The sequence below is a fragment of the Oscillibacter sp. MSJ-31 genome (genome assembly GCF_018918025.1).
Classification (GTDB): domain Bacteria; phylum Bacillota; class Clostridia; order Oscillospirales; family Oscillospiraceae; genus Hominicoprocola.
In genome coordinates, this window is record NZ_JAHLPT010000003.1 from 21373 (window position 1) to 41210 (window position 19838).

Sequence of the window (19838 nt, forward strand, 5' to 3'; positions counted from 1 at the left end):
AAGGGCCTTTCTATGGCTACTGAAAAAAAGCAATCCTTCCTCGGCGGCGCCGCCGTGCTCGCCTTCGGCATCGTCGCGGTCAAGATCATCGGCGCGGTCTTCAAGATCCCGCTGCGCAACATCCTCGGCGAAGGCGGCAGCGCAGACTTCTCCAACGCCTATAACATCTACGCCACGCTCCTGACCATCTCGACCGCGGGCCTTCCCGTCGCGCTCTCCAAGCTCGTGAGCGAGTCCTACGCCCTCGGCCGCACCCGGCAGGCGCACCGCACCTTCCGCGTTTCGCTCTCGGTCTTTCTCGTGCTGGGCGTCGCCTCGTTCGCGCTCATGTGGTGGGGCAGCGACCTGCTCGCGGGCTTTCTGAACAATCCCCGCGCCGCCTACGGCATCCGCGCTCTCGCGCCCGCCGTCGTGTGCGTGGGCTGCCTGTCCGCCTTCCGCGGCTACGCGCAGGGCCGACAGTACATGACGCCCACCGCCGTCTCGCAGATCATCGAGGCCCTCTGCAAGCTCGTGCTCGGTCTCGCGCTCTCGATGTGGCTTCTGCGCATCGGTCAGCCGGACTACATCGCCGCCGCAGGCGCCATTGCCGGCGTCACCGCCGGCACCATCCTCTCGCTCGTCTACATGGCGATCGACTACCTGCGCCACCGCCCCGCGCTGCGCCGCGGCGAGTCCTGCGCGCCGGACCGCGCGATCCTTCGCCGCCTCCTCGCCCTCGCCATTCCCATCACCCTCTCGTCCTCGATGGTCTCCCTCATCACCCTCATCGACACCAAGCTCGTCCAGGGCAGACTGCAGGACGCCCTCGGCTACACGCTCGACCAGATGCGCGCCGCCTACGGCAACTACTCCGCCTGCATGGACCTTTACAACCTGCCCTCCTCGCTCATGGTCGCGCTCACCGCCTCGGTCATTCCCGCCGTCTCCGCCGCCGTCACGCAGCGCGACCGCCGGCAGTCCGCCCGCATCGTGCGCTCGTCCCTGCGCGTCACGGCGCTGCTCGCCTTCCCGATGGGCCTCGGCCTCTGGGCGCTGAGCGATCCGCTCTTCCGCCTTTTCTACCGCAGCTACAACGCCGAGCTCGGCGGCTCGCTGCTCGCGGTGCTCGGCATCGCCAGCATCTTCGTCTGCCTCATGCTCATCACCAATTCGATCCTGCAGGCGTACGGCCGCGTCAGCGTTCCCATCGTCACCATGCTCATCGGCGGCGGCGTAAAGATCGTCCTGAACTACAACCTCGTCGCCCTTCCCTCCGTCAATATCCACGGCGCGCCCATCGGCACGCTCGTGTGCTTCGCGCTCACCGCGCTTTTGAACCTCATCGCCGTCGCGCGCATCGCTCCCTTCCGGCTCAACTACCCCGGCTATTTCCTGCGCCCGCTCTTCGCCTCGCTCGTCATGGCGTTCGCCGCCCGCGGCGTCTACGCCCTCGCCGCGCATTTCCTCATCCCCTCCGTCGAGGAGGCCGGCCGTCTCACGCTGCTCTTGTGCGTCGGCATCGCCATCGGCGTCGCTGTGGTGATCTACGGTGTGCTCGTGCTCGCCCTGCATTGCATCCGCCGCAGCGACCTCGAGCTGCTGCCCAAGGGCGATAAGCTCGCCCGTCTCCTCCACATTTCTTAAAAAAGCCCGAAACCCCTTGAAAAATCACAGAAAAATCTTGCAATAGGACATAAGATATGGTAAATTTTGAAAGGAAAGAGACATACTCCCTACAGGACCTCATCGAGATCCTGCGTATCCTGCGCGCACCGGGCGGCTGCCCATGGGATCGCGCGCAGACCCATCTTTCCGACCGCCGCAATTTTTTAGAGGAGGCCTACGAGGCCGCCGAGGCGTTCGACCGCGACGATCCCGCCCTCATGTGCGAGGAGCTGGGCGATATGCTCATGCAGGTCCTCTTCAACATCCACATTGAGGAGGACGCGGGCCGCTTCACCACCGACGATGTGACCGATCACATCTGCAAAAAGCTCATCTTCCGCCACCCCCATGTTTTCGGAACCGCTGCCGCTGACACCAGCGAAGAGGTCCTCGTGAACTGGGAGGCGCTCAAGCGGCAGGAAAAGGGCCAGCAGACCACCGCCGACGCGATGGACGCCGTCGCCCGCTCGCTGCCCGCCCTCTGGCGCGCGGACAAGCTCCAGAGCAAGGCCGCCAAGGCCGGCTTTGAATTTGCCGACGTCTCCGGCGCGCTGGACAAGCTCGACGAGGAAACGCGCGAGCTGCGCGAGGCCGCCGAGCGCGGCACAAACTTCTCCGAGGAGCTCGGCGACGTGCTCTTTGCCGCCGTCAAGGCCGGCCGCTTTCTGAACGTCGACCCCGAGGACGCGCTGAACGCCACCTGCGAGAAATTCATCGCCCGCTTCCGCCGCGTGGAGGAGGCCTGCGCCGCACGCGGCGCGGAGATGTCCTCGCTCCCGCTCGACGAGCTCACCCGCCTCTGGAACGAGGCCAAGCACCCCACGGAATGAAAAACGCCTTGTCGTTTTTTGTTTATACCCCCCGCCGCGGACCGTTCGCGGCAATACAACTACAAACAGGAGGCTATTTACCATGAATAAGACCGAACTCATTGCTGCTGCCGCTGAAAAGGCCGGCGTTTCCAAGAAGGAAGCCGAAGCCGTCGTCACCGCCGCTTTCGACGCCATCGCCGCGTCCCTCAAGGAAGGCGAGAAGGTCCAGCTCGTCGGCTTTGGCTCTTTTGAGGTCAAGACCCGCGCCGAGCGCATCGGCCGCAACCCCGCCACCGGCGCTGAGATCAAGATCGCCGCTTCCAAGGTCCCGACCTTCAAGGCCGGCAAGGCGCTCAAGGACATCGTTGGCTGACACACCTTCAAAGGAGCGGGTCACCCCGCTCCTTTGCTTTTTGCCGCAGGCATTTCCGCGAAAGGAGCATTTCCCCATGCGTCTCGATAAATACCTCAAGGTCTCGCGCCTCATCAAGCGCCGCACCGTGGCGAACGAGGCCTGCGACCTCGGCCGCATCACGGTCAACGACCGCGTCGCCCGCGCGTCCTACGACGTCAAGGTCGGCGACCGCATTGCCATCCACTTCGGCGAGCGCACCCTCGCGGTCGAGGTCCTCTCCGTGGCGGACAACGTCGGCAAGGCGGACGCCGCCGCGCTCTACCGCGAGCTGCCGAACAACTGACGCAAAGCAGGCATAACCCGGACACGCCTCCCATACACTCTGGTGTATGGGAGATCATTTTTTCAGGAGGTTCCGCTATGCCTTACGATACCCTTCCCCCCGCTGCCGCCCACCGTGTCGAGCTCGACGGGCGCGAGCGCCTGATCGTCTCCGGCGTGGACGACGTCGACCGCTTCGACGAAAACGAGATCGTCATGACCACCTCCGCCGGCACGCTCATCGTCACGGGCGAGAGCCTGCACATCGGCAAGCTCAGTCTGGACGGCGGCGAGCTCCACGTCGACGGCCGCATCGACTCGCTCCTCTACGAGGACGCCGACCGCCCCTCCGGCGGGCTGCTCAGCCGCCTGTTCGGAGGCTGAGCCATGGGCATCGAGATCGGCGCACAGCTCGACGCCCTCTGGCGCGCCCTTTTCCTCGGCGCGGCGTTCGCCCTGCTCTATGACGGCCTGCGCGCGCTCCGCCTGCGCCGCCGCACCCGCCGCGCCCTGACGGACCTGCTCGACGCGCTCTACTGTCTCTTCCTCGCCGCCGCCCTTCTCGCCTTTACGCTGCGCATCGGCCAGGGCGAGCTGCGGCTCTATATGCTCGCCTTCATCGCCCTTGGCGCATACCTGAGCTTCGCGCTCCTCTCGCCGCTCCTCCGCCCGCTTTGGGACTTCTGGGCCGACTGTCTCTTTGCCTTCGCCCGTCTTCTGCGCGCGCCGCTTCTGCTGGTAAAAAAATATTATGGTAAACTGCACAAATTTGCCAAAAAGCTCTTTCTTTTTTCGCGCCGCACCCTTATAATAGAAAATTACAAACGGTCGGCGCGGCGTTCCCGCCGCGCCGCGGAACGAAGGGGAGGTGTGCAGTATGGCAGAGGAAAAGACCGCGCGCAAAAAGCAGGGCGGCGGGACGCTCCCGAAGCTGCTGCTTCTCGCTCTGCTGCTTCTCATCGGCGCGCACCTTCTGAACCTCCGGCAGGAGATCAGCCGCGCTGAGGCCGAAAAGCAGACCCTTTCCGCGCAGCTCGAGCAGCAGCAGCGCGAGAACGATTCCCTCTCCTCCGCGCTCGAAAAGGCCGACAATCCCGAGTACCTGCAGGAGCTTGCCCGCGAGCAGCTCGACATGGTCTCCCCCGGTGAAAAGGTCTTTTACGACGTCAGCAACTAAAGCTCCCGAAGGGGCGGCGCGAGTGCGCCACCCCTTCTTCTTTTTCCCGTATCCGGTTGCACAGAAAACGACGGCGCATTGCCGCCGTTTTCGTTTTTTTAACGTTTTTTTAACGTCGCCCTCTTCCCTTCTTGCCCCTCCCTTTTCCGCGTGTTATAGTGGGTGCAGAATTTTAGGGCAGCACCGCACAATGAAAGCCGCGGCGCTTTGCGCAAACCGCTTTTGCTCCATGCTGCGGTATTGCCCGGGGGGAATGTGTATGTTTTCTGCCTTTTTCCGCGATCTTCGCACCGAATTTGCCGGCTATAACGCCGACAAGCTCCTCAAGGACGTCATGGCGGGCCTGACCGTCTGCGCCGTGGCGCTGCCGCTCGCGCTGGCGTTCGGCGTCAGCTCCGGCGCGTCCGCCGCCGCGGGCCTCGTCACCGCCATCCTCGCGGGCGTCGTCATCGCCATTCTCGGCGGTGCGTCCTATCAGGTCTCCGGTCCCACCGGCGCGATGAGCGCCGTGCTCATCGGCATCGTCGCGCAGTACGGGCTGCAGGGCGTCTTCTTCGCCTGCTTTGCCGCCGGCGTACTGCTGCTCGCCGCAGGACTTTTGAAGCTCGGCCGCCTCATCGGCTTCATTCCGATGCCCGTCATCATGGGCTTCACCTCCGGCATCGCCATCATCATCGCGCTCGGGCAGGTCGATAACTTCTTCGGCACCGTCTCAGAGGGCAGCTCCAACCTCGAAAAGCTCGCCTCCTACGCCCGCCTCGGCTTCCACCCGAACCTCCAGGCCGTCCTCATCGGCGCGCTGGTCGTCGCCGTCATGCTCGTCTGGCCGAAGAAATGGGGCGCGAAGGTCCCCGGCTCGCTCATCGGCATCATTGCCGCCACCGCCCTCGCCGCCGCGCTCGGGCTGGACGAGCTTGCCGTCGTCGGCGACATTCCCCGCACGCTTCTCCTCTCCGACCGCCTGCGCCTCGGCAGTCTGAGCCTCGATATGCTCTCGGACCTCATCTCCCCCATCGTCACCATCGCCGCCCTCGGCATGATCGAGAGCCTGCTGTGCGGCGCGTCCGCCGCCCGCATGAAAAGCGAGTCCTTCCACGCCGATCAGGAGCTCATCGCGCAGGGCGTCGGCAACATCCTTCTGCCCTTCTTCGGCGGCGTGCCCGCCACCGCAGCCATCGCCCGCACCAGCGTCGCCATCAAATCCGGTCAGCAGACGCGCCTGACGAGCGTGTTCCACTCCGTCTTTCTGCTCGCCTCCATGTTCCTGCTCGGCGGCGTCATGGCGCGCCTGCCGCTCTCCGCGCTCGCGGGCGTCCTGATGGTCACCGCCTGGCGCATGAACGACTGGGCAGGCATCCGCTACATCTTCGCCCACCGCTTCAAGTCCGCCATCAGCCAGTTCCTCGTCACGATGCTCGCGACCGTCGTTTTCGATCTCACCGTCGCCATCATCCTCGGCGTCATCTACTCCGCCATTCTCTACGTCGCCCGGAGCAGCCGCATCCACGTCGCCTTCTCCACCATCGACGGCAACCGCCTGCGCTATGACGTCGGCAAATCTCCCATTCTCGACTCCGCCGGCGTGGTCTACGTCACCGGCTCCCTCTTCTTTGGCGCGGTGGACGAATTCAACCACCGTCTGCAGGACATTCCCGAGGAGGACCATCTGATCCTCTCCCTGCGCGGGATGCCGAGCGTGGACGTCTCCGGCGCGCAGGCCGTGCTCGAGCTCTGCCAGCGCCTGCTCGCCAAGGGCCACACCATCGCCTTCTGCGGCGTGGCCGAGGACGTCCGCTCCTACTTCGACCGCGCGGGCGTCACCGTCCTCGTCGGCGAGAACGCCTACTACCACAGCGCCGACCGCGCCATCCTCGCCCTGCTCGACGAGGAGCTGCTCGAGGCATAAAAAGGAGCCGCCGTCTCTCGACAGCGGCCCAAGCGGGTGGGATATTGGAAAGCTTCCATGGACTATACTACCACCCTTGTCCACCTTTCGCAACAGGAGCTTTTGTCGAACGCCGCCGCACGCGGTCGAAGCGTGTCGCGGCGTTCATTTTCGTCAAAATAGACAAAACGGAAAATTTACAAATTGACCTATTGGCTATTTTCCCTTTTCATGCTATAATCAGTAAAAGTGAAGAGGGAGTCGGCTGAGACTTCCTTTTTGCTTTCCCTACTCGCAGAAATTGAAAGGAGCGAACCGTTATGAAGTTCACATTTACCTGCAAGAAGATCTCCCTGAACGACTCCGTCAAGGCCTATGCCGAGAAGAAGATCGGCAAGCTGGAGAAGTATTTTAAGGAGGAACCCGAAGCAACTGTGACCTTCGCCGTGGAGAAGAAGAATCGCTGCATTGTCGAGGTGATGCTCCGCGGTGCCAACGGCACACTGTTCCGTGCGGTCTGTGAGGACGCCGACGGCGATATGCGCGGCGCGATCGACGAGGCGGTGAGCCAGATCGACCGCAAGATCCGCAAGAACAAGACCCGCCTTGCCAAGAACCTGCGCAGCGATGCCATCGTGCCCGAGGTCCCCGAGGAGTTCGACATCCACGAGGAGCGCGAGTTCGACATCGTGCGCACCAAGCGCTTTGCCGTCAAGCCCATGAGCCCTGAGGAGGCCATTTTGCAGATGAACCTTCTGGGCCACAGCTTCTTCGTCTTCCGCAACACGGACGATGACAACGCCATCTGCGTCGTCTACACGCGCAACAGCGGCGGCTACGGCATCATCGAGACCAGCGAACAGGCTTAATACAAACTTAAACCGCAGGGGGTTGACCATTCGGTCAGCCCCCTTTATGATAGATCCATCTCCTACGAAAGTGAGGTCGGCCCATGCCGCTCCAGACTCTCCCCTGCCGCGCCTTCCAGCGCGGCTTCGCCCTCGGCGCGCGGCTCCTGCCGTGGCGCACGCCCACCGTCCTTAGCGGCGCGGGCAGCCTGTTGAAGCTCCCCGACGTCTTTTCGCGCGAGGGCGCCTCGCGCCCCCTCGTCGTCGCCAGCCGCCGCCAATGCGCGGACGAGCGCTTCCTCGCCCTGTGCGCCGCGCTCGAGGGGCGCGGTGTCCGCCCATCCGTCTTTTCCGGCGTTGAGCCCGACCCGAGCGTCGCCGCCGTTGAGAAGCTCGCCGCGCAGTACCGCGCCGACGGCTGCGACAGCTTCCTCGTCCTCGGCGGCGGCTCGCCCATCGACGCGGCAAAGGTCGCCGCGGCCCGCATCGTCCGCCCCGATAAGACCGTCGCCCAGCTCGGCGGACTCTTGAAGGTTCGCCGCCCGCTCCCGCTCTTTATCGCCGTTCCCACCACCGCCGGAACCGGCTCAGAGGCCACCATCGCCGCCGTCGTCACCGGAGAGGAGCACCGTAAATACGCCGTCAGCGACCTCTGCCTGATCCCCCGCTATGCCGTCCTCGACCCCACGCTCACGCTCTCGCTCCCGCCCGCCGTCACCGCGCAGACAGGCATGGACGCCCTCACCCACGCGGTCGAGGCCTACCTGAGCCTTTACTACAACACGCGCGAGACCCGTGCGCTCGCGGAGTCCGCCGTGCGCGACATTTTCCGTTATCTCCCCGTCGCCTGCCGCGACGGACAGTCCCTCACCGCGCGCGAGCGGATGCTCCGTGCCTCCTTCGACGCCGGCTGCGCCTTCACACGCGCAAGCGTCGGCAACGTCCACGCCATCGCCCACACCCTCGGCGGGCTTTACGGCATTCCCCACGGCCTTGCCTGCGCCGTGACGCTTCCGGTCGTGCTCGAGGACTACGGCGCAGCCGTCCATCCCCGCCTTGCCCGCCTCGGCTCCCTCATCGGCCTCACCGGTACGGAGCGGGAGCGCGCCGTCGGCCTCCTCGCCGCGATCCGCGCGCTCAACGCCTCCCTCGGCATCCCCGACCGCTTCGACGGCATCCGCGGTGAGGACCTCCCCCGCATGGCGGCCTGGGCCGCCGCCGAGGCCAACCCCATCTACCCTGTCCCCGTCGTGTACGATCAGGCGCGCTTCCGCCGCGTGCTCGAGCGGCTGCGCGCCTGAGCCGCCCCATGCGTCACATCTTTGCAGATGCTTAACAAAGCCCCCTCTAACTTTTCTTGCAAAGCCCCCGTTCCTTTGCTATAATGATTCCATCAATTTTTTCAGAAATGAAGGAACGCCCATGATCGGAGTTTACGACTATACCGTTCTTGCGACCTACCTCTCGCTGGCCTTCGGCGTCAGCGGCATTCTCGCGGCCATGAACGGCAGCCCCTATTCCGCCCTGCTGTGCCTGATGGTCTCGGGCCTGCTGGACGCCTTCGACGGCCGCATCGCCCGCACGAAGAAAAACCGCACCGAGCAGGAAAAGCGCTTCGGCATCCAGATCGACTCGCTCAACGACGTGGTCTGCTTCGGCGTGCTCCCCGGCGTCATCGGCGCCTCCCTCGGCGGCGGCGAGTGGTGGCTGCGCGCGAGCGTCCTTTTCTATATTCTCGCCGCGCTCATCCGCCTTGCCTACTTCAACGTCACGGAGGAGGAGCGCCAGAGCGCCACGAATGAGCACCGGCATTACTACCTTGGCGTCCCCGTCACCGCCGCCTCCTTTGTCATGCCGTTTTTCTGGGCGCTGCCGCTGCGCCTCGGCTCTGCGTCGACCGTGATCTATGCCGTCGGCCTCACCCTCCTCGCCTTCCTTTTCATCACGCCGCTGCGCGTCCCCAAGCCGGGCCTCAAGGGCATCCTCTGCATGATCCTTCTCGGCGCCGCCGAGCTGTACCTGATGTTTTACGGCGTCATGCCCCTTTGACCCGCGCACGACCGCTCTTACGCAAAAGCTCCGTATGGCGAAAGCCATACGGAGCTTTTTCTATTCCTTTATCGGAGCGCCGCTTACTTGCCGCTCGGCGCGTCCTGCGGCACCTCGCGCTTTTCGGGCACGATCAGACCGCTGTCCACGGCGACCATGTGCTCAAGCAGACGCACGACCATGTTGGAGTAGCCGTACTCGTTGTCGTACCACGCGATGAGCTTGACGAAGTCGTCGTCGAGCATGATGCCCGCGGTCTCGTCGAAGATGCAGGGGCAGGGATTGGCGATCAGGTCGGCGGAGACCACCTGATCGGCGGTGTAGCCGATGATGCCCTTCATGTAGGTCTCGCTCGCGTGACGGATGGCGTAGCAGATATCGGCATAGGTCGTGCTGGTCTTGAGGTGCGCGGTCAGGTCGACCACGGACACGTCGGAGGTCGGCACGCGGAAGCTCATGCCGGTCATCTTGCCCTTGAGCGCAGGGATCACGCGGCCGACGGCCTTCGCCGCGCCGGTGGAAGAGGGAATGATGTTGTTGAACACGCTGCGGCCCGTGCGCCAGTCGCTGCCGCCGCGGGAATCGACGGGCTTCTGCTTGCTCGTCGCAGCATGGATGGTGGACATCAGGCTCTGCTCTATGCCGAACTCCTCATGCACGACCTTGGCGAGCGGCGCGAGGCAGTTGGTGGTGCAGCTCGCGTTGGACACCACGCGCATATCGCTGCGGTAGAGCATGTTGTTCACGCCCATGACGAAGGTCGGGGTCGCCTCGTCCTTGGCGGGCGCGGTGATGATGACCTTCTTCGCGCCGCCCTTGAAGTGGCGGGACGCCTTCTCGGTGTTGTTGTACGCGCCGGTGGATTCGATGACGTATTCCGCGCCGCAGCTCTCCCAGGGGATCATGGCGGCGTCCGCCTCGCTGAACACGCGGATCCTGTGGCCGTTAACGATGAGGTTCTGATCCTCACGCTCCACCGTGCCGGTGAACTGACGGAACACGGAATCGTACTTGATCATATAGACCATGTAATCCACATCCGCCTTGCGGAGATTGATGCCGCAGATGTCAAACGTCTCCGGACGCTCCATCATGATGCGCAGGACGACACGTCCGATTCGGCCGAAGCCGTTGATGCCGACTTTGATCGCCATAGCTGAGTTTCCTCCTAATATCCCCGTTCGGGTATTCCGGCGGCGCGCCGCCCCGCTCGTAAGCCTATCGTAACACAGGCCGGAAGCTTTGTGTACCCCCTTTTGCACAAAACGCATGACGAAAAAAAGTTGCATTTTTTCCGCTTTTCACAGCCTTTTCACGAATGGATAGTACAAGGAATTTGAAATATTCCATACGTTTGCTACCGCCCGACCGGCAGAAAAGAAAGCGGCAGTCCCCCGCCGCTTTCTTTTTTTCACTTCTCAGTCCACCACTCTCGTGAAGCTCGTGCCGCTCTTCTGGAAGCACACGTCCAGCCGCACGCGGTCGCCGCGCATATAGCTCGACGTACACTCGTACACCAGACCGTTCTCCATCGTCGTGCGCCGCTGGTGGTGGAAGGCCGCCGCTCCTGGCACGCAGCCGAGCAGCTTCGCCTCGTACTCGCCGAGCGTCACCGCCTCATAGCTGTCCTCCGCCGCGAATGGCACCACGCCGACGTGGTAGAGCAGGCTGTAAAAGCTGTGCGTTTCCAGCATCTCGCGCGTCAGGTTCGGATAGATGTGCTGCGGATAGTACGAGGTCTCCAAAATCAGCGGCTCGTTGTCCACGTTGCGCACGCGCGTGAAGCAGTAGACCTTCACGCCGTCCTCCAGCGCCATCAGACGCTTGATCTTCGGCGCGGGGTCGATGATATCAAAGCTCACCAGTGTGGACGAGGGGTGCTTGCCCATCGACGAGATCTCCGTCGTGAACGAATACTGCACGCCCTTGCGCCGCGTGCTCGGATCGGCGACGAAGGTGCCCTTGCCGCGCTTGCGCACGACGAAGCCGGCCTCCTCCAGCGAGCCGATGGCCTGCCGCACGGTGTTGCGGCTGATCTCGAATTTATCGCAAAGCTCCGCCTCGCTCGGCAGCAGATCGCCCACCCGCAGCGTACCGGACGTGATGGTATTCTTGATGATGCCGGTCAGCTGCGCGTACAGCGGAATATCGCTCGCCATCGAGAGCGATGCCTTCAAAATCGGATTTTCTTCCATTTCTGCCTCCCCGGACACAAATCGGGTCATCCCGTTTTGTCCTATTGGTGCCGATTGTATCACAAACATTTGGTACATTCCAGTCCCTACGGCACTTTTTCCGCAAATTCAGCAAAACGGCAGAAAAACGTCTGTTTTCTTGCCCTTTTGCCCAATCGGGAACAGGCGGCACAGCAAAGGAAGCAGGCAGCCCGATTGGGCCACCTGCTTCCTTATGTACGATTCTCAATGCCGCGCAAAAGCGCGACCGCTTAGAACTTGGGCTTCTGGGCCTTGACCTGCGGCTCCTGACCGTTGCAGACGGCAACGATGTCGTTGGCGACGCTGGTGCAGCAGTTGAGCACGCTCTGCTCGGTGGTGGCGGCCATGTGCGGGGTCATGATCACGTTGTCGAGATCGAACAGCGCACGGCTGGACTCCTGAATGGGCTCATGCTCAAAGACATCCAGACCGGCCTGGAACAGGGTGCCGTCCTGCAGGCAGGCGACCAGCTCATCTTCCTTGATGAGGGCGCCGCGCGCGCAGTTGATGAAGGAAGCGGTGGGCTTCATCCAGCTGAACTGCTCACGGCCGATGGAGTGCTCGGTGGAGGGAACGACGGGCAGATGCACGGACACGAAATCAGCCTGCTCCCAGACCTCCTTCGCGGTCTCCTTCAGCTCGCACAGGTCGCCGATCTTCTCCTGCGTCATGTACGGGTCGTAGCCGATGACCTTCATGCCGAAGCCGTACTTGCACTTTTTCATGGCAAGCTGGGAGATGCGGCCGCAGCCGATCATGCCGAGGGTCTTGCCGCCCAGCTCGTAGGTGTGCTCCATGTCCATGCGGACGAGGAAGTTGCCGCCGCGGAACTGGCGGTCAACATAGGTGAAGCGCTTGGCGCACATGAGCATCAGCATCACGGCGTGCTCGGCGACGGCGTTGGCGTTGCCGGCGGGCGCGTAGACGACGGTAATGTCCTTGGCGTGGGCATGATCCATGTCGATGTTGTCGAGGCCGGCGCCCTGCTTGCCGATGACCTTGAGATTGGTGCAGGTATCCATCATCTTGGCGGTGATGGGCTCGGTGCGGCACATGATGGCGTCGGGCTGGAACGCGGCGAGCTCCTTGACGTAGGTCTCCTCGTCGTTGTGGCTGCACAGCTTCACCTCGAAGTCGTTGGACTCGAAGATATGCGTCGCGATCTCATTGAGCTCGATGGTGTAATAAACCTTGAACTTAGCCATGATAAAAAACCCCTCTCAAAATATTATAATTGTTGATTTTATTTCCCGATCTCCCGATCTTCTGTCAGTTCGTTCATTGTACACCCGCTCTTTCATAAAAGCAAGCCATTTGCCGATTTTTTGCAGGAATTTATGCATTTTCTTTGCGTCTTACCACTAATTTTGAAAACACGCTTTCACAAAATTGAACACATTTACAAAAATGCACAAGTTCTCTCGGAAAACTTGTGCATTTTATCAAAAGGAGTCCTCCGCGGCAGCGGAGGACTCCTTTCTTTTTCTCTTATGCCGCCGGCGCCGTCTCGGACATCTGCGGCGTCTCCGGTATCGCCGGCGTCTGCGTCGGATCGACATCCGGCACGCCCGGGTCCGTCATCGTTGCGCCCGGGTCCGTCGTCGGCACGCCCGGGTCGCTCCCCGGCACCGTCGGATCCATTGCCGGCACATTCGGGTCGACCGTCGGATCCGCCGCCTTGCCGACGAGAATGATGCGGTTGCGGCTCTTGTAGCGGCTCGTCGCCTCATAAGTCGAAGAGAGCAGCGTCCCGTCGCCCGCGTACACATTGCGGTAGGTCTTGACCACATAGCCGGTGTACGGCGTCTGCTCCACCTTCTGCTCGCCCGGCGCGAGCGTGTCGGTCTCGACGGTCACCTCCTCAAAGGGCGTCGTGCTGATGAGCTCCGTCACGATCTTCACATAATGGTCGTCGGTCTTGGTGCCGAGAAGGGTGATCTTGATGTAGTCCTTTTTATCCTTCGTAAAAAAGTCCGCCTGCACCTTGATGGGGTAGAGCGTGTTGTTGCGGAACTCAAACTCCGGTCCGCCGCTCGCCACCGTCGCGTCCAGCCCGAGGCCGATGTAGTCCGAGGCATAGCCGTGATTCACGCGCTGCACGATCTCAAGGTTCGCGTACAGCACCGCCGCGTAGAGCGTCGAGCTTGCCTGACACGCGCCGCCGCCGATCATGTCCACGGTCTTGCCGTTGAGATAGCCCGGCGCGGGCGAATAGCCGTTTTCCGCCGTGAACGGCGTCACCAGCGGGCCGTACTTCATCGTGTCGCCCGCGTTGAGGATGTAGCCCGTGATGCGCTCTGCCGTCAGCTTCACGTTCTTGTGCCGTCCCGGTGCGCCGCCGACGCGCGTGGTGTAGCTGCTCAGCTCGTCGCGGAACAGTCCCGCCTCCAGCTGCTCGGTCGTGACCTCCGGCCGCTCGACCGTCGCCCGGACGGTGAAGGTCTCCCCCGGCGCCGCCGCGTCGTAAGCGCTCTGCAAGTCGGCAAGCGTAAAGCTCACCCCCGCATGGCTCGGGATGATCTTCTCATTTTCTATGTCGTAGCTCGCGTTGACCTTCTCGCCCACGAGCTTTTCCCGCTCCGCCGCCAGATCGACCGCCTGCGCGGGCACGGTCTCGTAGACCGCCTCCTCGTCCCGGTCGCCGTACAGCGTCACCTGGAGCGGGCAGCCGCCGCCAAGGTATGCGCCGCGCAGCGCGTCGCCGATCACACGCCGCGCCTGCTCCCGATCCGGGATATGGCGGCCGTCCCTGCTTTTGGTCACGCTGATCGCACTCTCGGTCGTCAGAGCGATGGCAAACTCCACCGGCTCGCACTCCAGCGCATCCAGCACCGGCTCCACCGCCGAGCAAAACGGCTCCTCGGATACGATGCTCTCCTCAGGCTCGCTAAAAAGCGAGAAAAGGAAGCCCGCGCCGCTCTTGAAAAAGCCGTCGCCCTTCGCGCTGTGCACCCACGCCAGCGTATCCGCGGCCTTCCGGCAGTCGATGTCCGCCGGAATATCGCCCAGCGCCACACCCGCGATCACCTCGCAGCTGTCTCCCTCCATCACGGCAAAGTCGAGCCGCGCGCTCTGCGCGTCAATGACCCGCCGCGTCAGCTCCGCCGCCGCCTGTTCCTCGGTCATGCCGCCGTAGTCCACGCCGCCGACCGTCGTGTTGGGATAGATGGTCCCGCTCAGCGTCGCGTAGGCGCACAGCCCCAGATACGCCACAGCCAGCACGCCGAGCGCGATACCGGCAATGGCCCATCCTCTTTTGCCGCCCTTCGCCAAATGCTTGCCGCCCTTGCCGGCGCTCTCCGCTGTCTCCGCGGCCTCGTTTCTCTTTTCCTCAAAGGCACCCAGGTTTTCTTCCATTCCGGCACCCTCCTGCTGTTCTGAATCAATATCCCGCTGTGTATACCACAGCCAGTCTATTGCAGTATAGCATAGATTTTGCGAAAAAGAGTAACGATTTGGTTACAATTTTTACGCCGTTTTGGCAGCCCCCGTGCGTGGGATGCGGATGGTCAGCCGGATCTCCTCGTCCGTGTCCTCCCGCTCGTACGCCGCGTCCACCCCCGCGCGCTGCATGATGCCCATGCTCCGCCGGATGGTGTTGAGAAACAGCCGCACATCCTTCACGATGAACGTCGGCCTCCGCCGCGGCGGCGTGACCGCCGCGCGCTGCAAAACCGACTCGATGTACGCCTCCGCCTGCGCCACATTGCAGCCCCGCTCCACGATGACGCGCAGCGCCGCCAGACGCTCGTTCTCGTCGCTCAATCGCAGCAGGGCGCGCGCGTGCCGCTCGGAAAGCCCCCCCTCGCGCAGCAGCGCCACGCACGCGGGCGAGAGGCGCAGCAGCCTCAGCTTGTTCGCCACCGCGCTCTGCGACTTGCCCAGCCTCTCCGCCGCCTGCTCCTGCGACAGGCCGTAGACCGCGATGAGCTTTGCGATGGCAGCAGCCTCCTCCATGTAGTGCAGGTCCTGCCGCTGCAAATTTTCGATCAGCGAGAGCAGCGCCGACTGCTCCTCGTCCGACCGCACCGCGAGGCACGGCACCTCCCGCAGACCCGCGAGCTTCGCCGCCCGCAGCCGCCGCTCTCCTGCGATCAGCTCGTAGCCGTCCTCCCCGCGCCGCACGGTCAGCGGCTGCAAAATGCCGTAGCGCCCGATGCTCTCCGCCAGCTCGCGCAGCGCCTCCGGCTCAAAGTATTTCCGCGGCTGATCGGGATTCGCGCGGATCTCGTCCACGCTCAGATACAGCACGCGCCGGCCCGTCCACATTCCCTTGTGCATGATCTCCATGGCGTCCCCTCCTATCGCGGTCTCCCCCGCATCCTTGTCCCCATTCTAAAAGCGGCGGCACGCAAAGCCGCACGAATTTTGTCAGGGAATCGGGAAAATTTTCATTTCCCCGATCTTCCTATTTACGAATCGCTCCGCTTCGTGTAAAATAAAAGGACTTATGATCGAACGAAGGGAGGCGCGCTATGGCCGGCTATGTTCTGCACCTGAGCGAGCAGGAGAATATCACCCTGTCCGCCGCCGTGACGCGCCGCCTGATCGACGGCGGGGACGGCGACGCCGCCCTGCTCTACCTGTGCCTGCTCAAAAACCGCGGCAGCGCCTCCCCCGAAACGCTCCGCGCCGAGCTCAAATGGGACGAGGCGCGCCGCTCGCGCGCCGAGGCCGCCCTTGCCCGCATGGGACTCGTCAGCGCCCCGAAGCCGGAGGAGCCCACTCCCTCGCCCGTCCCCGCGCCCTCTGCCGAGCGCCCCGCCTATTCGCGCGAGGACGTCGCCCGCAAGTTAGAGCAGGATGCGAGCTTTTCCGCGCTTCTGCGCGAGGTCGAGCGCAAGCTCGGCCCGCTCTCCACACCGTCCGTCGGCAAGCTCCTCGGGCTTTACGAGGACCTCGGCCTGCCCGCCGACGTGCTCTTTCTCCTCGTCAACCACTGCATCGCCCGCCACGCCGCGCAGTACGGCGCGGGGCGGCTGCCCACCATGCGCCGGATCGAGCAGGAGGGCTACGTCTGGGCGAGAAAGGGCCTCCTTTCCTCGACCAGCGCAAACGACTACCTCAACGCCCTCCACGCGCGCGAGCAGAAGTACCCCGCCTACATGGCAGTCCTTCAGCTCGGCGAACGCAAGCCCTCCCCGAGCGAGGAGAAATACCTCGCCGCTTGGGTGGACATGGGCTTCCCCGCCGAGACCGTCGCCCTCGCGTATGATAAGACCGTCCTGCGCTGCCATGAATTCAAGTGGGCGTACTGCAACGGCATCCTGAAGCGCTGGCACGAAAAGGGGCTCCACACCCCCGCGGAGACCGCGGCGGAAAACGCCGCGCCGAAAAAAGAAGAAAAACCGTCCGGCGGCAAGAACGACTGGATGAAGCAATACCTGTAAGGGAGGGGATCTCATGTCCTACGACGGAAAGCTCATGCGCCGCGCGATGGTCCGCTTTGAGGAGGCGAAGCAGCGCCGCGCCGACGCACTGCACGCGCGCGAGCGCGCGGTCTATGCCGCCGTCCCCCGCATCGCGGAGATCGACGCCGCCCTGCGCGAGACCATGTCCAAGCTCATTTCCTCCGCCCTGCGCCGCGGCACGGACCCCCGTCCCGCCATCGAGGCGCTCAAGGAGGAAAACCTCGCCCTCCAGCGCGAGCGCGCCGAGCTGCTCGTCGCCCACGGCTATCCCGCCGACTACCTCGAGGATAAGCCCAACTGTCCCCTCTGCGGCGACACCGGCTGGCGCGGCAGCGAGGTCTGCTCCTGCCTGAACGACTACTATGCCCGCGTCCAGCTCGAGGAGCTCTCCCGGCTCCTCGACCTCGGCACGCAGAGCTTCGAGACCTTCTCCTTTGACGTCTACTCCCCCTACGCCCCCCTTGATCAGGACATTTCCCCCCGCTCGAACATGGAACGCATCTACGACGCCTGCCGCGACTATGCCTACGAATTTTCCCCCCGCAGCGGCAATCTTCTGCTCTCGGGCGATCCCGGGCTGGGCAAGACCTTCCTCTCCGCCTGCATTGCACGCGTCGTGAGCGAAACGGGCCACTCCGTTGTCTACGACACCGCCGCCCACATCTTCGAGCGCTTCGAGGCGCAGAAATTCTCCCGCGACGAGACCGGCGGCGCGGACGAGGACGTCTCCCGCCTTCTCCGCTGCGACCTGCTCATCATCGACGATCTCGGCACCGAGCTGACCACCGAGTTCGTCCGCAGCGCCTTCTACCAGATCGTCAACACGCGTCTGATGACGAACAAAAAGACCATCATCTCCACCAACCTCTCCCCCGCCGAGCTCTCGCGCCGCTACGGCGCGAACATCCTCTCGCGCATCGAGGGCGCCTACCGCATCCTCCCCTTCTTCGGCGACGATATCCGCAAGCAGAAAAAGTAAAGCACACGCAAAGAAGCGGCCTCCCCTGCGGGAGACCGCTTCCGTCTTTTACTGGATGAGCATATTTTCGCCCACGACCGCCTTCGCCTCGTCCACCGAGGTGAAGTAGGCGTTGAGGATCTGCACCGCGGTCGAGGCCAGCGCGCCGCCGCTGCCGCCCTTTTCGATCACCACCGCCAGCGCGATCTGCGGATCGTCGTAGGGCGCGAACGCCACGAACACGCCGTTGCTGACCTTGCCGCCGGTCTGCGCCGTGCCGGTCTTGGCGGCGGCGTCCACCACGCAGTCCTTGAAATAATACGCCACGCTGCCCGACACGACCAGGTCGCGCATTCCCTGCAAGACCGCCTGCAAATTCTCCGGCTCGATGTCGATGATCTCCGCCGGCGGCTCGTCGTACACGTCGACGAGCTCGGCGCTGTCGTAGGTCCGCACCTCCTTGAGCAGATGCGCGTTGTACCGCGTCCCGCCGCCCGCGAGCGTCGCAACGTAGTTCGCAAGCTGCAAAGGCGTGAAGAGCGAGTACGACTGGCCGATGGCGGCGGTCAGCGTCTGACCGTCCGTCCAGTAATGTCCGTCGAGCGAGTTGACGTAGTCCGGCGTGGTCATCACGCCGATCTTCTCCGGGATCTCGATGCCCGTCGGCTCACCGAGACCGAAGGCCGAGGCATAGCGCGCGATCGTGGAGATGCCCGTCCTGCGTCCGATGTCATAGAAGAAATAGTTGCACGACACCTTGATGGCCTCGGTCACGTCGATGCGCCCGTGCGTGCCGCCGTTCTGGTTGTAGAGCCAGCATTTGTAAGCCCAGTCGCCGTAGTGATACACGCCCTTCGTCAGAATGGTGGACTTCGGCGTGATGATGCCGGTCTCCAGCGCCGCGATGGCCGTCACCGGCTTGAAGGTCGAGCCGGGCGCGTAGGTGCCCTGCGTCGCGCGGTTCCAGAACGGCTGGAGCGGATCGGTGTTGTTCTCCGTGTAATCCTCGTTGAAGGTCTTGAGCGAGAAGGTCGGGTACGACGCGAGCGAGAGCACCTCGCCCGTGCCGACCTGCACCACCGCCGCGGCCGCGCCGCGGTCGGTGTCGTCCTCCGCCGTCATGCTCTCCACTGTCTCGGCGAGAATGCGCTCCACATCCTCCTGAAAGTCGATGTCCAGCGTCAGCGCGACCGTATTGCCCGGTTCCGGCTCGACGGAGTAGATCTCCCCCGTCACCTTGCCCGCCGTATTGGTCTCCACGATGCGCCGCCCGTTCCTGCCGCGCAGATAGTCCTCGAAGGCCAGCTCCACGCCGTCGTAGCCGACGTAGGCGTTCATCGCGTAGCCCTTTTCCTTGTATTCGTTCCACTTCTCGCGCGGGATCTTCGTGACGCGGCCGAGAATGTGCGCCGCCGCGTCGGTCTGGTACTCGCGCACGGACGAGGTGCCGATGTGGATGGGCGCATACGCGCCGTCCTTCAGCTCCGCGATCAGCTCCACGGAAATGTCCGACGCGATGGCCGCCGTCGAGAGCTGGTTGAGCTTCGTCACCGCGAGGCAGTAGCGCAGGCCGACGAGCTTGCGTGCCTCCGTGTCGGTCAGATCCTCATCCGCCTTGAACTCCGTGCGCAGCCGCGAGAGCAGCGCCTCGGGGCTCAGCGGCGGGTCGGTGTCGGTCGTCAGCGCGTCCTCGTCCGCCCACTTCTTGCTCACAAGGTAGCTGTTGAGCGTCGTGTGCGAGCCGGAGACGGAAAAATCATAGGCGAACGGCGCGCCCGCCGTCAGCGGCAGCGTGTCCTCCCAGACGATCCCCCGGTTTTCCAGCAGCTCGATGAGCCGCAGCAGCTCCTTGTTGAGCGCCGCGTCGTCCGACGGCACGAGCGAAGCGTCCAGCTCGAGCGTATACACGCTCCGGTTCGTCACCAGCGCCTTGCCGTTCCGGTCGGTCAGGATGCCGCGCGAGGTCACCACCGTCTCGCTCTTCGTGTTCGCGCGGATGGACCGCGCGCGGTACTCCGCGCCGTGTACGATCTGCGCGTCAAAGAGCGTCACGAAATACGCCGCCAGCACCAGCGAGAAGAGCACGCCGATCGCGAGCAGGCGTCGGCTGAATTGCTTTTTGTCGTCCACGGCAGGCCCTCCCTTCGCGGTTCTTTGCC

General features: G+C 63.6%; 19 protein-coding genes. 13 read left to right on the plus strand and 6 right to left on the minus strand.

Translation table 11 applies throughout. The annotated features are described in order from the left end of the window. Positions 1 to 12 precede the first annotated feature (12 nt). The 11 genes from KQI17_RS03305 to KQI17_RS03350 all read left to right on the plus strand — a co-directional run bounded on the left by KQI17_RS03305 (position 13) and on the right by KQI17_RS03350 (position 9094). Positions 13 to 1626 carry a polysaccharide biosynthesis protein gene (locus KQI17_RS03305; protein ID WP_216494814.1) on the plus strand — a complete coding sequence of 538 codons (1614 nt, stop codon included), beginning with the start codon at positions 13 to 15 and terminating at the stop codon, positions 1624 to 1626. Positions 1627 to 1682: 56 nt separating this feature from the next. Further along, positions 1683 to 2477, plus strand: a complete 795-nt coding sequence (gene mazG / locus KQI17_RS03310) for a nucleoside triphosphate pyrophosphohydrolase (RefSeq protein WP_216494815.1) — start codon at positions 1683 to 1685, stop codon at positions 2475 to 2477. Between the two features lie 82 nt (positions 2478 to 2559). After that, positions 2560 to 2832 (plus strand): HU family DNA-binding protein, encoded by a 273-nt coding sequence (locus KQI17_RS03315; protein ID WP_022018426.1) that lies wholly within the window; start codon positions 2560 to 2562, stop codon positions 2830 to 2832. A gap of 76 nt (positions 2833 to 2908) precedes the next feature. Continuing rightward, a complete protein-coding gene (locus KQI17_RS03320; RefSeq protein ID WP_216494816.1) occupies positions 2909 to 3157 on the plus strand; it encodes an RNA-binding S4 domain-containing protein in 249 nt (82 codons plus the stop codon). 77 nt (positions 3158 to 3234) lie between these two features. After that, positions 3235 to 3519 carry a YabP/YqfC family sporulation protein gene (locus KQI17_RS03325; RefSeq protein WP_216494817.1) on the plus strand — a complete coding sequence of 95 codons (285 nt, stop codon included), beginning with the start codon at positions 3235 to 3237 and terminating at the stop codon, positions 3517 to 3519. 3 nt (positions 3520 to 3522) lie between these two features. Next, a complete protein-coding gene (gene yabQ / locus KQI17_RS03330; protein ID WP_216494818.1) occupies positions 3523 to 4140 on the plus strand; it encodes a spore cortex biosynthesis protein YabQ in 618 nt (205 codons plus the stop codon). Then, the gene (locus KQI17_RS13535; protein WP_371821948.1) at positions 4127 to 4312 is read left to right on the plus strand and encodes a septum formation initiator family protein; all 186 of its coding nucleotides are present in this window, start codon (positions 4127 to 4129) and stop codon (positions 4310 to 4312) included. The genes yabQ and KQI17_RS13535 overlap by 14 nt, the downstream gene beginning before the upstream one ends. 259 nt (positions 4313 to 4571) lie before the next feature. Next, positions 4572 to 6218 carry a SulP family inorganic anion transporter gene (locus tag KQI17_RS03335; RefSeq protein WP_216494819.1) on the plus strand — a complete coding sequence of 549 codons (1647 nt, stop codon included), beginning with the start codon at positions 4572 to 4574 and terminating at the stop codon, positions 6216 to 6218. 299 nt (positions 6219 to 6517) lie between these two features. After that, on the plus strand, positions 6518 to 7066 hold the full coding sequence (gene hpf, locus KQI17_RS03340) for a ribosome hibernation-promoting factor, HPF/YfiA family (protein ID WP_022019167.1): 549 nt from the start codon (positions 6518 to 6520) through the stop codon (positions 7064 to 7066). An 83-nt stretch (positions 7067 to 7149) separates the two neighbouring features. Further along, positions 7150 to 8346, plus strand: coding sequence for an iron-containing alcohol dehydrogenase (locus KQI17_RS03345; protein ID WP_216494820.1), 1197 nt, complete (start codon positions 7150 to 7152; stop codon positions 8344 to 8346). A 121-nt stretch (positions 8347 to 8467) separates the two neighbouring features. Further along, positions 8468 to 9094, plus strand: a complete 627-nt coding sequence (locus KQI17_RS03350) for a phosphatidylcholine/phosphatidylserine synthase (protein ID WP_216494821.1) — start codon at positions 8468 to 8470, stop codon at positions 9092 to 9094. Between the two features lie 83 nt (positions 9095 to 9177). On the opposite strand, the gene gap is transcribed toward KQI17_RS03350, so the two are convergent. From gap to KQI17_RS03375, 5 genes are all read right to left on the minus strand, one after another. Further along, positions 9178 to 10248, minus strand: coding sequence for a type I glyceraldehyde-3-phosphate dehydrogenase (gene gap / locus KQI17_RS03355; protein ID WP_216494822.1), 1071 nt, complete (start codon positions 10246 to 10248; stop codon positions 9178 to 9180). A gap of 264 nt (positions 10249 to 10512) precedes the next feature. Next, complete coding sequence (locus KQI17_RS03360) at positions 10513 to 11289, minus strand: GntR family transcriptional regulator (protein WP_022019172.1); 777 nt, start codon at positions 11287 to 11289, stop codon at positions 10513 to 10515. A gap of 251 nt (positions 11290 to 11540) precedes the next feature. Continuing rightward, positions 11541 to 12515, minus strand: coding sequence for a hydroxyacid dehydrogenase (locus tag KQI17_RS03365; RefSeq protein WP_216494823.1), 975 nt, complete (start codon positions 12513 to 12515; stop codon positions 11541 to 11543). A gap of 283 nt (positions 12516 to 12798) precedes the next feature. Continuing rightward, a complete protein-coding gene (locus tag KQI17_RS03370; RefSeq protein ID WP_216494824.1) occupies positions 12799 to 14667 on the minus strand; it encodes a VanW family protein in 1869 nt (622 codons plus the stop codon). Positions 14668 to 14778: 111 nt separating this feature from the next. Then, the gene (locus KQI17_RS03375) at positions 14779 to 15600 is read right to left on the minus strand and encodes a ParB/RepB/Spo0J family partition protein (RefSeq protein WP_216494825.1); all 822 of its coding nucleotides are present in this window, start codon (positions 15598 to 15600) and stop codon (positions 14779 to 14781) included. Positions 15601 to 15785: 185 nt separating this feature from the next. On the opposite strand from KQI17_RS03375, the gene KQI17_RS03380 reads away from it, so the two are divergent. After that, the gene (locus KQI17_RS03380; protein WP_022019176.1) at positions 15786 to 16700 is read left to right on the plus strand and encodes a DnaD domain-containing protein; all 915 of its coding nucleotides are present in this window, start codon (positions 15786 to 15788) and stop codon (positions 16698 to 16700) included. 13 nt (positions 16701 to 16713) lie between these two features. After that, positions 16714 to 17700 (plus strand): ATP-binding protein, encoded by a 987-nt coding sequence (locus KQI17_RS03385; protein WP_216494826.1) that lies wholly within the window; start codon positions 16714 to 16716, stop codon positions 17698 to 17700. A 48-nt stretch (positions 17701 to 17748) separates the two neighbouring features. Here KQI17_RS03385 and KQI17_RS03390 read toward each other — a convergent pair whose 3' ends face one another. Further along, the gene (locus KQI17_RS03390; RefSeq protein ID WP_216494827.1) at positions 17749 to 19809 is read right to left on the minus strand and encodes a penicillin-binding transpeptidase domain-containing protein; all 2061 of its coding nucleotides are present in this window, start codon (positions 19807 to 19809) and stop codon (positions 17749 to 17751) included. Between the last annotated feature and the right edge of the window lie 29 nt (positions 19810 to 19838).

What these genes read in the sequence shown, in the direction of transcription:
- KQI17_RS03305 (WP_216494814.1), top strand. Translation starts at nt 13, where the DNA reads ATGGCTACTGAAAAAAAGCAATCCTTCCTCGGCGGCGCCGCCGTGCTC.
- mazG (WP_216494815.1), top strand. Translation starts at nt 1,683, where the DNA reads ATGGTAAATTTTGAAAGGAAAGAGACATACTCCCTACAGGACCTCATC.
- KQI17_RS03315 (WP_022018426.1), top strand. Translation starts at nt 2,560, where the DNA reads ATGAATAAGACCGAACTCATTGCTGCTGCCGCTGAAAAGGCCGGCGTT.
- KQI17_RS03320 (WP_216494816.1), top strand. Translation starts at nt 2,909, where the DNA reads ATGCGTCTCGATAAATACCTCAAGGTCTCGCGCCTCATCAAGCGCCGC.
- KQI17_RS03325 (WP_216494817.1), top strand. Translation starts at nt 3,235, where the DNA reads ATGCCTTACGATACCCTTCCCCCCGCTGCCGCCCACCGTGTCGAGCTC.
- yabQ (WP_216494818.1), top strand. Translation starts at nt 3,523, where the DNA reads ATGGGCATCGAGATCGGCGCACAGCTCGACGCCCTCTGGCGCGCCCTT.
- KQI17_RS03335 (WP_216494819.1), top strand. Translation starts at nt 4,572, where the DNA reads ATGTTTTCTGCCTTTTTCCGCGATCTTCGCACCGAATTTGCCGGCTAT.
- hpf (WP_022019167.1), top strand. Translation starts at nt 6,518, where the DNA reads ATGAAGTTCACATTTACCTGCAAGAAGATCTCCCTGAACGACTCCGTC.
- KQI17_RS03345 (WP_216494820.1), top strand. Translation starts at nt 7,150, where the DNA reads ATGCCGCTCCAGACTCTCCCCTGCCGCGCCTTCCAGCGCGGCTTCGCC.
- KQI17_RS03350 (WP_216494821.1), top strand. Translation starts at nt 8,468, where the DNA reads ATGATCGGAGTTTACGACTATACCGTTCTTGCGACCTACCTCTCGCTG.
- gap (WP_216494822.1), bottom strand. Translation starts at nt 10,248, where the DNA reads ATGGCGATCAAAGTCGGCATCAACGGCTTCGGCCGAATCGGACGTGTC.
- KQI17_RS03360 (WP_022019172.1), bottom strand. Translation starts at nt 11,289, where the DNA reads ATGGAAGAAAATCCGATTTTGAAGGCATCGCTCTCGATGGCGAGCGAT.
- KQI17_RS03365 (WP_216494823.1), bottom strand. Translation starts at nt 12,515, where the DNA reads ATGGCTAAGTTCAAGGTTTATTACACCATCGAGCTCAATGAGATCGCG.
- KQI17_RS03370 (WP_216494824.1), bottom strand. Translation starts at nt 14,667, where the DNA reads ATGGAAGAAAACCTGGGTGCCTTTGAGGAAAAGAGAAACGAGGCCGCG.
- KQI17_RS03375 (WP_216494825.1), bottom strand. Translation starts at nt 15,600, where the DNA reads ATGGAGATCATGCACAAGGGAATGTGGACGGGCCGGCGCGTGCTGTAT.
- KQI17_RS03380 (WP_022019176.1), top strand. Translation starts at nt 15,786, where the DNA reads ATGGCCGGCTATGTTCTGCACCTGAGCGAGCAGGAGAATATCACCCTG.
- KQI17_RS03385 (WP_216494826.1), top strand. Translation starts at nt 16,714, where the DNA reads ATGTCCTACGACGGAAAGCTCATGCGCCGCGCGATGGTCCGCTTTGAG.